The sequence below is a fragment of the Vulcanimicrobium alpinum genome (genome assembly GCF_027923555.1).
Lineage (GTDB): Bacteria > Vulcanimicrobiota > Vulcanimicrobiia > Vulcanimicrobiales > Vulcanimicrobiaceae > Vulcanimicrobium > Vulcanimicrobium alpinum.
On sequence record NZ_AP025523.1, the window covers coordinates 2,983,686 to 2,996,448 of the forward strand.

Here is a 12,763-nt window from a genome sequence, read left to right on the forward strand (position 1 = left end):
GCGGCGGGAAAGACCGGCCATGCTCTTCTTCATCTGCGGCTCCGCGCTGCGCGGCCAACCCGATCACGCCAACCTCGGCACGGCACGGTTCGTCCGCGAAGCGAAGACCGCACCGATCTACCGGCTCCACTCCGTGAACGACCAGCATCCCGGGATCTACGAGGTGGCGGACGGCGGCGTCGCGATCGCGGGCGAGATCTACGAGATGACCGACGCGCAGCACGCGCACCTCATCGCTACCGAACCGCCCGACCTGTACGAAGCGCCGATCCGCCTCGACGACGGCACGTCCGTCTCCGCGATGATCTACCCGCGCGAACTCATCGAAGCCCGCGGCTTCCGCGACATCTCCGAATACGGCGGCTGGGCGGCGTACAAGTCACGCTGAGCTCGTCCAAGCGCAGCCCGCTCCTTCCCGCAATGCGCGGGTCGTCGAGACACGAACGCGTCCGCGCTTCGACAAGCTCAGCGTGACGGAGGGTCGCGAGACCGGCGAGAACGTTCAGCGCGCGACGTTGTGTGCGAACGCGAGCATCGCCCCGTTGAAAACCGCGGGCCGCTGCAGCGGAGCGAAATGGCTGACGCCGGGAAGCACGAGCAGTTCGGCGTTCAGGATCGTACGGGCGAGACGGTCGATATGCGAGCGATGAATGAACTCGTCGCGTTCGGCATGGACGAGGGTCATCGGCACGCTCGCCGCTGCGAGCTCTGCGGCCGAACAATTCGGTTTCCGCCGCATCATCGCTGTCACCGCGCCGACAAACTGCCGGAACCCTTCGGGCGCCGGAGAGAGCGCGGCAAAGTCTCGCGCGTGGCGCGCGAAGCAGCGGTCGATCAACGGACTCGCATCGAATGGGTCTTTCGCTCCGCTCGGGTCGAGATTCGCGCCGAAAAAGAACAGACCGGCGACGCGCTCCGGCGCGCTCTTTGCGAGAAACCATCCGATCGTTGCGCCGTCACTCCAGCCGACGATCGCGGCCGTCGCGATGCTGCGTGCGTCGAGCACGGCGCGGACGTCCGCGGCCATTCGGGCGTACGCGTACGAGCGGCCGTCGGCGGAACTGCGGCCTTACCGGCGGCTGTCGATGACGACGGTGCGATACCCGTGTGCGACGAGGGCGGGAACCTGGTAGCCCCAGTTTCCGCTGTGCCCGAGGCCGCCGTGCAGCAGAACGACCGCCGGGCCGTCGCCGTATGCGGCGTGCCAGATGCGGGCCCCGTCGTGTTCGGTGTACGCAACGTCGCCGTCGGCGGGCAACGGTGGGGCGCCCTCGGCTTCGAATCGGATCAGATCGTCGTCGGTGTTCACTGGTTCGCTTTCGGTTGCGTGCGCGAGCGTCAGCTTCCGCGGTACGTCGTGTAGCCGAACGGCGAAAGCAGCAAGGGGACGTGATATCGCTCCGCCGTTGCGTCGACCGAAAACCGCACGGGGATCTCGTCGTAGAACGGTACGTCGCCGCGAGCGCGAACATACGGGCCCGCCGTGAATACGAGCTCGTAGGTTCCGGCCTCGAGCGGCTCCGGCATTCCGGCGCGGCCGTCGGCGTCCGTCACTGCACTCGCGACGTGCATCCGGTGCTCGCCGAACAGCCGGTGCAGCGCGACGGAGATTCCCGGCGCGGGGACGCCGCGAGCGAGGTCGAGGACGTGTGTCGAGAGCATGGCGCTCACGCGGCGCGCACTCCGGTGCGACTCATTGGAGGTGGGCTCCCGCGGCGATCCATGCGCCGAGCGTTGCGCGCTCGGCGTCCGTCATCCCGGTGACGTTGCCCAGCGGCATCGCGTGCGAGCGCACTGCCTGCGCCTCGATCCGCTGCGCGTTGGCGGCGATCCGTTCGGGCGTGTCGAGCTGAACCCCCATCGGCGGGCTGGTGACGCCCGCCTGCGTCGGCGATGCCGCGTGGCAGACCGCGCAGCGCTGAGCGACGATCGGCGCGACTTGCGCGAAGGCGACGGGCGCCGCAGCGGGCTGCGGGCGCGGCGCGATCGCGACGGCGACGGCGGCGAGGACCGCGGCCGCCACCGCGGGGAGCGCGACGACGATCCGTCCGCGATGGCTCAGCACGAAGAACCGCCGCACCAGGACGCCCGCCGCGCCGATCGCGAGCAGGACGAGCCAGCCCCACGGCCCGGCATAGACCATCGGATAATGCGCGCTGATCATCGCGAAGAGCACGGGCAGCGTGAAGTAGGTGTTGTGGACGGAGCGCATCTTCCCGAGCTCGCCCAGTCGCGGATCGGGGATCTCGCCGGCGCGGAGCTGTGCAACGACGCGCTGCTGCCCGGGGATGATGATGAAGAACACGTTGGCGACCATGATCGTACCGAGCATAGCGCCGGCATGCAGCGCAGCCGCGCGCGGCGCGAAGACGTGAAAGAGCGCGTACGTCACCACGACAACGTACGCACCGATCGCGCTCCACAGCAGCGTTGGACGCGACGCGAAGACGCGGCAGATCGCATCGTAGACCAGCCACCCCAGCGCCAGCGTCGCGATGCTCACCGCGATCGCGAGCGGCGGCGCGATGTCGAGCACGCTGCGATCGATCAGCAGCGATTGCGCATCGGCCCAGTAGACGATCGCGAGCATCGCGATGCCGGAGAGGAACGTCGTGTACGCTTCCCATTTGAACCAGTGCAGATCGCGGCTCAACGGTTCGCCGGCGGGTCCGGTCGGGAACTTCTGATTGTGATAGAATCCGCCGCCGTGCACGGCCCACAGTTCGCCGGCGACGCCGCGCTCGGCGTCGCGCGGATCGCTCGGCGGCGTGAGATGGTTGTCGAGCCAGACGAAATAGAACGATGCGCCGATCCAGCTGATTCCGGCGATCAGATGCGTCCAGCGTGCGAGCAGGCTCAGCCATGAGAGCACGTACGCGCTCATCCGCGCACCGCGTCGTGAAGCCGCAGCCGCGCAATCTTCGCGATCTCGGCCAGCGCAGTCGCGATCTCGACGTCGCGGTCGTTGCGCGTGCGCGCGCGCAACCCGGCGAGGATCGCCGCTTTCCGATGCTCGCGCACGCAGATCACGAACGGAAAACCGAAGCGTTCACGGTAGGCGGCGTTGAGCGACGTAAACGTCGCGATCTCGCTGTCGTCGAGCCGGTCGAGCCCCGCCGACGCCTGCTCTGCGCGCGAGGCGTCGCCGAGCCTGCCGTCGCGGGCGGCCGCGCCCACGAGGTCGGGATGCGCGGAGATCAGCGCGATTTGCGCGGAGCGCGGCGCGGCGTCAACGGCTGCGCACATCGCGCGATGCAGCGCTTCGACCGACGCGAACGGACGCTGCGCTACGACCGCGCGCGGAATCCACGGCGAGTCCTCGAAGATGTGCGCGAGCAGCGCGACGAAGCGCGCGTCGCCGGCCGCGTTGAGCTCGGCGAGATCGATCGCATTCATCGGAGGTCCGCCATCTCCACGCTCTTGGTGCGCGACGCCGCGCTCCTCGCCACGTTCGACGACGCCGGCCGCGAGATCGCCGGCGGTTCGCTGCTCGCCCGCGACGGCGTCATCGAGGCGGTCGGTGCGACGCGCGATCTCCCCGCGCACGCCGACCGCGTGATCGAGGCGCGGAACCTCGTCGTCCTGCCGGGTCTGGTCAACACCCACCATCACTTCTACCAGACACTCACCCGCAACATTCCCGCCGCCCAGGACGCGAAGCTCTTCGACTGGCTCGTAACCCTCTATCCTCTTTGGGCGCGCATGGACGCCGAAGCCGTCCGCTCCGCGACCGCGATCGCGATCGCCGAATTGCTGCTCTCCGGCTGCACCACCGCGAGCGACCATACGTATCTGTGGCCCAACGGCGCGCGGCTCGACGATCAGATCGAGGTCGCGCGCGCGATGGGCGTGCGGTTTCACGCCGCGCGCGGCTCGATGTCGATCGGCCGCTCGCAGGGCGGTCTCCCGCCCGACGCCGTCGTGGAAGACGAGGACGCGATCCTCGCCGACGGCGCCCGCCTGATCGACGCCTATCACGACCCGTCGCGGCACGCGATGACGCGCGTCGTCCTCGCGCCGTGCTCGCCGTTCTCCGTCTCGCCCCGCTTGATGCGCGAGACGGTCGCGTGCGCGCGGCGGCGCGGCGTGCACGTCCACACCCATCTCGCCGAGACGCGCGACGAACAGGACTATTGCCTGCAACGCTTCGGCCGCCGTCCGGTCGAACTGGCCGAGGAGTTGGGCTGGACCGGCGACGACGTGTGGCACGCGCACATGGTCCATCCGTCGCCCGAGGAGATCGTGCGCCTCGGGCGCACGCGCACGGGCGTCGCGCACTGCGCGACGTCGAACATGCGGCTCGGCTCGGGTATCGCGCCGCTGCGCGCGCTCGTCAACGCCGGCGCACGGGTCGGGCTCGGCGTCGACGGCTCTGCCTCCAACGACGGCTCGCACCTGCTTGCCGAGGCGCGGCAAGCGCTGCTGCTCGCGCGCGTCCACGATGCCCCCGGCGCGTTCTCCGCGCGCGAGATCCTGCGCGTCGCGACGCGCGGCGGCGCGTCCGTGCTGGGACGCGACGACATCGGTGCGCTCGCGCCCGGAATGTGCGCCGACATCATCGGCGTGCGGCTCGATACGCTCGCGATGGCCGGCGCCGCCGTCCACGATCCGCTCGCCGCGCTCGTCTTCACCCAGCCGGCGGGCGTCGACGTGAGCATCGTCAACGGACGCGTGCTCGTCGACGGCGGCCGCCTCGCCGGCATCGATCTCGAGACGCTGATCGCGCAGCACGCGCGGATTGCGCGCGCGCTGACGGCGCAGTCACGCTGAGCTTTCGTCGTCACGCGGAGCTTGTCGAAGCGCAGTCGCTGACGTGCACGGAACGGGCGACGCTTCGACAAGCTCAGCGTGACAAGGCGGCCGGCATCGTGACGGCGTCGACGCGCGCGCGTTGCAGCGCGTCGAGGACGCGTTCGGGCGTGAACGGCTGATCGCTTACCCACACGCCGGCGGCGTCGTGAATCGCCGCCGCGATCGCCGCAGCGAACGGCACCAGCGGCATCTCCGACATCCCGCGCGCGCCGTAGGGTCCGTTGGGATCGGCGCCTTCGAGAATCACCGGCACGATCTCGACCGGCACGTCGAGCGTCGTCGGCAGCAGATACGAACTGAAATGCCGCGTCGCGATCGCGCCCTGCTGCACGACAAAGTTCTCGGTGAGCGCGTAACCGACGGCCTGCGCGATGCAGCCTTCGATCTGTCCTTCGACTTGCTGCCGGTTCACCGCCCGCCCGACGTCATGCACGCTGACGACGCGCTCGACGTGCACCAACCCCGTCAGCGTATCGACCGCGACCTCGACGCCCTGCGCAACGTACCCGTAGCAGTAGTTGGGAACGCCGTCGCCGGTCTCGGGGTCGAGCCGCGTCGTCGCCGGCGGACGATAGCACGCCGTCGCGGCCGCCGGACGTTCGCCGCGCTCGAACGCCTGCCGCGCCGCCGCGGCGGCGTCGTGAACGGCGCGGCCGCCCATCAGCGTCATCCGCGACGCCGAGGCGGAGCCCGCGTTCGGCGCGTCGTCGCTGCTCTCGGCGACGAGCGCGACTGCCGAGAGCGGGAGCGCGAGCGTCTCGGCGGCGATCTGCCGCAGGATCAGATGCGAGCCCTGCCCGACGTCCGCTGCGCCGCAGCGCACGACGGCGCCCTCGATGCGCGCTGCTCCCCGAAGCTCGACCGTCGCCGTCGCCTGTTCCGGAAAACCGAAGGAGTATCCGACGTTCTTGATCCCGCACGCGATCGCGCTGCCGCGGCGCACGCGCGCGCCGGCGGGAGCGCGCGTCGCGGTGAAGCGCGCGCGCGTCTCCTCGACGCAGCGGTCGAGGACCGCATGCGCGGCGACGCCGGCCGGGAGCGGATGGCCCGTCGCTTCGCGGTCGCCTTCGCGATAGAGATTGCGACGCCGCACGTCGACCGGATCGAGTCCGAGCGCGTGCGCGACGCGCGCGATCATCGACTCGGCGGCGAAATGCGCTTGCGGCGAACCGAAGCCGCGAAACGCGCCGCTCGGCACGTTGTTCGTGTAGACCACGATCCCGTCGGTCCACACGTTCGGCACGTGGTAGGGACCTTGCGCGAAGATCGTCGCGCACTTGAGGACTTCAATGCTGGTCGAAGCGTAAGCGCCGCCGTCCGCGATCGTCCGCGTCTTCACCGCCACGATCGTCCCGTCGCGGCGCGCACCCCACGTCGTGTCGATCGTGAACGGATGGCGCTTGTGGTGGCCGGTGATCGACTCCTCGCGGTTCCACACGATCGCGACCGGACGCCGAAGCTTCCACGCGGCAAGTGCCGCGAGCGGCTGCACCGAGAGGTCTTCGCGGCCGCCGAACGCGCCGCCGATCTTCAGATAGCGTACGACGACCTGCTCCTCGGCGAGGCCGAGCAGGGCTGCGATCTGACGGCGGTCTTCATGCAGCCACTGTCCGGCGGTTTCGATCACCACGCGCTCGCCGTCGGCGTACGCGACCGCGGCGTCGGGCTGCAGGTACGCGTGCTCCTGCCACGTCGTCGTGAACCTGCCGGTGAGCACGAGATCGGCGCCGGCGAATGCAGCGTCGACGTCGCCTTTGCGGATCTTCTGATGCAGCAGCACGTTGGAGCGGCCGGCGTGCACCTCCGGTGCGCCGGGGCGCAGCGCCGCTTCCGCGTCGGCGACCGCGGGAAGATCCTCGTACCGCACATCGACGAGCGCGGCGGCGCTGCGCGCGATCGCCTCGGTTTCGGCGACGACGAGCGCGACCCGGTCGCCCTCGTACCGCACGATTCCCGAGCACAGCAGCTCCTGATCGGCGTCGATTAAGCCGTAGCGGTTGTGCGGAACGTCCGCCGCGGTGAACACCGCGACGACGCCGGGAACCGCGCGCGCGGCGGCCGTGTCGATCGCCAGAATGCGCGCGTGGGCGCGGTGCGCGAAAACCGCGGCCAAGCGCAGCATCGAGGCGTCGATGACGTCGGAGGGATACTGCGCCGCACCGACGACCTTGTCGAGCGCGTCGGGACGCGCGAGCGATGCGCCGACGATGTTCATCGCCTCACCGCGTCGATCTCGCGCCGCCGGGCCGCGCGCCGCTCGCCGGCATCCTGCATCGCGTCGAGGATCTTGCGGTAGCCGGTGCAGCGGCAGATGTTGCCGCTGATCGCGGTCTGCGCTTCCGCGGTCGTCGCCGCGGGACGCTCGTCGAGCAGCTTCGCGCCCGCCATCAGCATCCCGGGGATGCAGAAGCCGCATTGCACCGCGCCGTGCGCGATGTACGCGTCCTGCAGGGGATGGAGACCATCGTCGCCGGCGAGCCCTTCGATCGTCGTCACCTGCGCGCCGTGCGCCTGCGAGGCGAGCACAAGGCACGACATCACCGCCGCGCCGTCGAGCCACACGGTGCATGCGCCGCACTCGCCCTCTGCACAGCCTTCTTTCGTTCCGGTCAGCCCGGCGTCGTCGCGCAGCGCCGCGAGCAGCGTCTTGTCGCCGACGTTCGCGAGCCGCCGCGGCACCCCGTTGATCGTGGCGAAGAGGGTGCCGTCGAATTCGGCCGGCTCCGCGCGCGCCGCCTGCGTCTGCAGCAGCACCGGACGTTCGGGGACGCCGTCGGCCTCGCGATGTTCCGCGATGCGCTGCAATGCATCGGCGACGAGGCCGCCTAAGACGGCGCGCCGGTACGCCGCCGAGCCGCGCACGTCGTCGATCGGCCGTGCACTTCGGGCCGCGAGTTCGCCGATCGCGGCGCAGGTGCGCGCGTCGAGCCGCGCGCCCGCGAGCGCGCGTTCCGCCGGCTCGGCGCGGATCACCGTCGGCGCGACGCAGCCCAGCGCGAGGCGCGCCGATTGCACCGTCGCGTCGAGCGCGAACTCGACGAGCGCCGCGAGCGACACCACCGAGATCGCCTGCGCGCGGCGCAGTCCCAGTTTGACGAAAACGCCGCGACGCGAGGAGGAAAGCGCCGGGAAACGGATTGCGCGAATCAGTTCGCCCGGCGCGAGCGCCGTCTGCCGGAAGCCGGTGAAGAACGCGTCGAGCGGGATCGTCCGCTCCCCGCTGGCGGAGACCAGCGTCACCGCCGCGCCGAGCGCGAGCAGAGGCGCGATCGTGTCGTTCGCCGGTGAGGCGGTGACGAGGTTGCCGGCGATCGTGGCGCGCGCCCGGATCTGCGGCGCGCCGACCTCGAGCGCGGCCTGGACCAGCGGCAGCGCGGCGCCTCGCGCCGGCGGCCATGCCAGCAGGTCGTTGTACGTCGCCAGCCCGCCGAGGACGACGTCGTCGCCTTCACGCCGCACGAACCGGAGTTCGTCGATCGCGCTCACGTCGATCAGGACCTCGGCCGGGTCGGCCTTGCGCTGCAGCTCGACCAGGACGTCGGTCCCACCCGCGACGATTCTCGCGCGTCCGCTCTCCTGCCGGAGAGCCGCGACCGCTGCGGGGAGCGTCGTCGGGCGGATGATGCGCCGCGCCATCAGCGGAGAATACCGCGCGCCGGCGCCGCGCACCCGCGCTCAGCGCACGCTCCACTCCCAGGCGTTCCAGAAGTCGCGGCCGAGCGGGTTGGGTCGAAACCCGCTCAGCCGCGGCGAGACCGCGTACACGCTGCGTTCCAAACCCAGGGGGATCACGGGAACGTCGTCGACGAGGACGTTCCCCGCCGCGCGGTAGGCCGCGGCGCGCCGCGACGGATCGTAGGTCGACGCGCCGGCCGCCTCGTCGCGGTCGTACGCACGGCTGCACCAGCCCATCGAGTTGCCGCCGCCCGGCGGCGTCGCGGCGCAGCCGAACAAATACGACCGATCCGGATCGAGCGCCGGCGACCACGACGTGAGCGCGAGATCGTAGCGTCCGCCCTCGAGGATCCCGCCGGCGTCTTTCGCCCCCCAGAACGTCGCTTCGGAGAACGAGCGGATTGCGACCGTGACGCCGGCGCGCCGCAGGTCGTCGACGATCTGCACCGCCGCGTCGGCGCTGCGGCGCCAGTCGCCGGCGATCGCGAGATCGAGCGAGAGGTGCAGCGGGCGCAGCACGCTGGCCGCCGCCGCGGTGTCGAAACGCGGCAGCGCGCGCGTCGCGGTGAACGCGGGATCGTACTGCACGCCGTCGGTCGGAACCAGCGCAGCGCGATACACCGTCGCGGCGAGCCTGCGACGGTCGATCGCCGCGGCGAGCGCGCGGCGCACGCGCGCGTCGGCGAGCGCGGGCCGGCGCACGTTCATCTGCAGGTAGTCGACGATGTTCGTCGTCGCGGCGACCGTCGCCAGACCGCGCGCCGCGTCGATCTGCAATCCGGTGAGCGGCACGGCGTCGAGCTGGTGCGCCAGCGCTTCGACCAATCGTGTCTGGGCCGCGGGCCGGATCTCGACGACGACGTTCGCGCTGCGCGCGCGCCGCCACGCGTACGGGTTCCGTTCGAACTCCAGCCGCTCGCCGCGCGCCCAGCGCGCGAGCCGGAACGGTCCGAGGCCGATCGGGTGGTCGTCGAGCGAGCTGCGGTCGAGCGATGCGTACGCGGCCGCAACGTGCCGCGGCAGGATCGCGAACGGATCGTTCGCGCCCAGCGTGAGAAACGACGCGACGAAGGGCGCGAAGGGACGCTTCAAGTGCACGACGAGCCGGTCGGGACGCGGCACCTCGACCGACGCGATCGGCGCGACCGCCGAGGTGTCGGGGACCGAGGTGCGCGGATTGCGCAGCGCGGCGACGGTGAACGCGACGTCGCGCGCGTCGAACGGCGCGCCGTCGCTCCAGCGGCCGGTCCGGATCTCGTAGGTGATCGTGCGCAAGTCGCGCGCGATCAGCCCGTTCGGGAGCGTCGGAACGCGCAGCGCGCGATCGGGGACGAGCCGGCCGCGATCGTCGACGAGAAAGAGATAGCCCTGCGTGAGCGGGCCGAGAAGCCATCCGAACGGCGTGTTGCGGATCGTATCGAGCGAGTTGGGATCGCCGTCGATGACGAACGCCGGCGGCCTCGGCGGCGCGGCATCGGCAGTCCGCGGGCCGCTGCTCGCGAACAGCGCCGCCAGCGCGACGACGAACGCGCCGACGCGCCGCGTCGAGGCCGCCGGCGACGGACCGTCGTACCTCGCGCACCGTGAGCGCAATGCCGGGCCGCGTCCGAGGGGTTGGGGCATACGACGGTGTCGACTACGGCCGTCGCCGTGTCGTCTCCGCTTTCACTTCCGCGTGAGCGGGCGCGCCCTGCGCGGCATCCTGCTCTGGTGGGCCGGCGCCGATCTGCGGATCACGCTGCTCGCGATTCCGCCGGTGATCCCGCTGCTCCATCGCGATCTGGGCCTCGACGAATCGGGGATCGCGGCGCTCTCGAACCTTCCCGTCCTCGTCCTCGCGGCGTCATCGATCTTCGGTTCGCTGTTCGCGGCGCGTCTCGGTGCGCGCCGCGCACTCGTCGCCGGACTCTGGCTCATCGCGCTCGGCGGCGCACTGCGTGGCGCTGGCCCGTCGGTCCCGTTGCTCTTCGTGATGAGCGCCGTGATGGGCGGCGGCATCGCGATCGCGCAGCCGGCGCTCCCCGCGCTCTCGCGCGCGTGGTTTCCGTCGCGCGTCCCGCTCGCCACCGGGATCTGGGCGAACGGCCTGCTGTGCGGCGAAGCGCTCAGCGCGTCGCTGACGATTCCGCTGATGCTGCCTCTCGTCGGCGGGAGTTGGGAACTCAGCCTCGCGGCTTGGAGCGTCCCGGTCGCGCTGACGGCGATCGCCTGCGCGACGGTGCGCGACGGCGGCAACGTCGCCGCGCCGGGCGAACGCTGGTTTCCGGACTTCCGCGATCCGCGCATCCGCCAGCTCGGCGTGTATCAATCCGCCGCGAGCCTCGCGTACTTCGGCGCCAACACGTTCCTGCCGGATTACTTTCACGCGACCCATCGCCCCGCGCTCATCGGTCCGTGTCTCGCGGCGCTCAACATCGGCCAGATCCCCGCGTCGCTCGTCGTCGGGCTGATCCCGTTGCGGGTGCTCGGCACGCGCGCGGTCTCGCTCCTCGTCGCCGCGCTCCTGCTGGCGGCGCTCGCCGCCTTGCTGCTCGGCGGCGCGGCCGCCGCGATCGCGGCCTCGGCGGTCGTCGGCTTCTTCGGCGCGTACGTCCTCACGATGAGCTTCGCGCTGCCGGCGGTGCTCGGCGCACCCGGCGAGGTGGCGCGCATCTCGGCCGGGACGTTCACGCTCGGATACAGCATCGCGTTCGTGACGACGGTGCTCGCCGGCGCCGCCTGGGACCTCACCCACGTCGCGGCGTCGGCCTTCGCGCCGATCCTCGCGGCGGCCGCGATCGCCGCGATCCTGGGGACGCGCCTGGGAGCGCGCCTGCAACGGTAATCGCCGGCGCGGCGGTGAAACCGGGAGGATGGCGCTGACGGCCCGTCCGTTGCATCCCCTCTTCGCCGCCGAAGCGAGCGGTTCGGTGCTGCGCGACACGTACGACGATGCCGTGCTCGGCGAGATCCGCACGCTGCTCGACCGCTACGCGGTGCTGGTCTTTCGCGATCAGCCGTTCACCGACGACGAGCAGATCGCGTTCGCGCGCCGGCTCGACGGCGAACTCGTGATGCAGGTCGCGCGCACGGTGATCGACGCGAAGCCGCGTCTCACCGAACCCGGGATCACCGACATCTCCAACCTCGACGAGAACGGCGCGCCGCTCGAGCGCGCCGACCGCCGCCGGATGTACTCACTCGGGAACCGCCTGTGGCACACCGACGCGTCGTTTCAGCATCCGCCCGCGCGCTACTCGATGCTCTCCGCGAAGACGGCGCCCGACCGCGACGGTGAAACCGAATACGCGGACATGCGCGCGGCCTACGATGCGCTGCCCGCCGCGCGCAAGGAGCAGATCGCGAACCTGCGCGCATTTCATTCGATCATCTACTCGCGCGAAACGATCGGCTTCACCGACTTCAGCGACGCGGAGCGCGCCGCGTTTCCCGGCGCGGAGCAGCCGCTGGTGCGCGTCCATCCCGGCTCCGGCCGCACGGGGCTCTACCTCGCCTCGCACGCCGAACGCATCGCCGGCTGGCCCGTCCCCGACGGCCGCCTGCTGCTGCGCGACCTGATGGCGTCGGCCACGCTGCCCCAGTTCGTCTACCGTCACGCGTGGCACCCGGGCGACTTCGTCATCTGGGACAACCGCTGCACGATGCATCGCGGGCTCCCGTTCGACGAGACGACGCAGCGCCGCGATCTGCGGCGCGCGACGACGCTCGATCTCGCGCGTACGCCGGCGGGCGCCGCTACCTGACCTCGCCGATCCGCGCGAGATAATACCGGTCGACGCGGCGAGCAGACCTTCCGCGTTCGCATACGGACCGGACGCTCGTGCACCATCACTGAATCGGGATGCAGGCTGAGCAGCATCGACGGAAAGACGGTACACTAATAGACGCGTTCGCGATCCGCGGCGCGCACGCAGGGCAGCTGAGCGTGCGCGCTCACGCCCGACGTCGTGAGGCTCGTTCCGGCGCGCCGCAGGTCGGAGTAGCCGCCGAGAAACGGTCCGTCGACCAGATCGTTGCGGCCGCTCTCCGACGGCGAGAGGCCGTCGAGCTGCGGGTGCACGAGCGGACAACGATAGCATTCACAATAGTTCTGAAACACCAGCTTCCAGTTGCACGCGAGGTCGTAGTCGATCGCGTGCGCGACCCGCAGCGTTTCGATCGCCCACGGCGCGATTCGTTGCGCGAGCGGAGCGAACGTCTGCGCGAACGGCACCGGCTGCGCCGCCAGCGAGACGAAGACGAATCCCGCAAACTCCGCGGCCTGCGCCCGGTGCAG

The 12,763-nt window shown here is 70.9% G+C and carries 11 protein-coding genes and 1 pseudogene; 4 read left to right on the top strand and 8 right to left on the bottom strand.

What is annotated here, in order from left to right; translation table 11 throughout:
- The first annotated feature begins 19 nt into the window (after positions 1–19).
- Entirely contained in the window at positions 20–388 is a 369-nt protein-coding gene (locus tag WPS_RS15265) for an allophanate hydrolase-related protein (RefSeq protein ID WP_317995328.1), read from the top strand.
- Positions 389–502: 114 nt separating this feature from the next.
- On the opposite strand, the pseudogene WPS_RS15270 reads toward WPS_RS15265, so the two are convergent.
- The 4 genes and pseudogenes from WPS_RS15270 to uraD form a co-directional block, all read right to left on the bottom strand.
- Positions 503–1,309, bottom strand: a pseudogene (locus WPS_RS15270) (alpha/beta fold hydrolase).
- Positions 1,310–1,338: 29 nt separating this feature from the next.
- Positions 1,339–1,662: a hydroxyisourate hydrolase gene (uraH, locus tag WPS_RS15280; RefSeq protein WP_317997564.1), complete on the bottom strand. Its 324-nt coding sequence runs from the start codon at positions 1,660–1,662 to the stop codon at positions 1,339–1,341.
- Positions 1,663–1,693: 31 nt separating this feature from the next.
- Complete coding sequence (locus WPS_RS15285; RefSeq protein ID WP_317995330.1) at positions 1,694–2,884, bottom strand: urate hydroxylase PuuD; 1,191 nt, start codon at positions 2,882–2,884, stop codon at positions 1,694–1,696.
- Positions 2,881–3,396, bottom strand: a complete 516-nt coding sequence (uraD, locus tag WPS_RS15290) for a 2-oxo-4-hydroxy-4-carboxy-5-ureidoimidazoline decarboxylase (protein ID WP_317995331.1) — start codon at positions 3,394–3,396, stop codon at positions 2,881–2,883. Before uraD ends, WPS_RS15285 begins: the two co-directional genes overlap by 4 nt.
- Positions 3,397–3,408: 12 nt before the next feature.
- On the opposite strand from uraD, the gene WPS_RS15295 reads away from it, so the two are divergent.
- Positions 3,409–4,770 carry an 8-oxoguanine deaminase gene (locus tag WPS_RS15295; protein ID WP_405054966.1) on the top strand — a complete coding sequence of 454 codons (1,362 nt, stop codon included), beginning with the start codon at positions 3,409–3,411 and terminating at the stop codon, positions 4,768–4,770.
- 73 nt (positions 4,771–4,843) lie between these two features.
- On the opposite strand, the gene WPS_RS15300 is transcribed toward WPS_RS15295, so the two are convergent.
- The 3 genes from WPS_RS15300 to WPS_RS15310 are packed head-to-tail and all read right to left on the bottom strand — an operon-like array spanning position 4,844 to position 10,110.
- Positions 4,844–7,027: a xanthine dehydrogenase family protein molybdopterin-binding subunit gene (locus WPS_RS15300; protein ID WP_317995332.1), complete on the bottom strand. Its 2,184-nt coding sequence runs from the start codon at positions 7,025–7,027 to the stop codon at positions 4,844–4,846.
- Entirely contained in the window at positions 7,024–8,448 is a 1,425-nt protein-coding gene (locus WPS_RS15305; RefSeq protein ID WP_317995333.1) for an FAD binding domain-containing protein, read from the bottom strand. Before WPS_RS15305 ends, WPS_RS15300 begins: the two co-directional genes overlap by 4 nt.
- Before the next feature lie 39 nt (positions 8,449–8,487).
- Positions 8,488–10,110: an ABC transporter substrate-binding protein gene (locus WPS_RS15310; protein WP_317995334.1), complete on the bottom strand. Its 1,623-nt coding sequence runs from the start codon at positions 10,108–10,110 to the stop codon at positions 8,488–8,490.
- 52 nt (positions 10,111–10,162) lie between these two features.
- On the opposite strand from WPS_RS15310, the gene WPS_RS15315 reads away from it, so the two are divergent.
- Positions 10,163–11,311, top strand: coding sequence for an MFS transporter (locus WPS_RS15315; RefSeq protein ID WP_317995335.1), 1,149 nt, complete (start codon positions 10,163–10,165; stop codon positions 11,309–11,311).
- A 28-nt stretch (positions 11,312–11,339) separates the two neighbouring features.
- On the top strand, positions 11,340–12,230 hold the full coding sequence (locus WPS_RS15320; RefSeq protein ID WP_317995336.1) for a TauD/TfdA dioxygenase family protein: 891 nt from the start codon (positions 11,340–11,342) through the stop codon (positions 12,228–12,230).
- Between the two features lie 134 nt (positions 12,231–12,364).
- On the opposite strand, the gene WPS_RS15325 is transcribed toward WPS_RS15320, so the two are convergent.
- The gene (locus WPS_RS15325) at positions 12,365–12,700 is read right to left on the bottom strand and encodes an SRPBCC family protein (RefSeq protein WP_317995337.1); all 336 of its coding nucleotides are present in this window, start codon (positions 12,698–12,700) and stop codon (positions 12,365–12,367) included.
- Positions 12,701–12,763 lie beyond the last annotated feature (63 nt).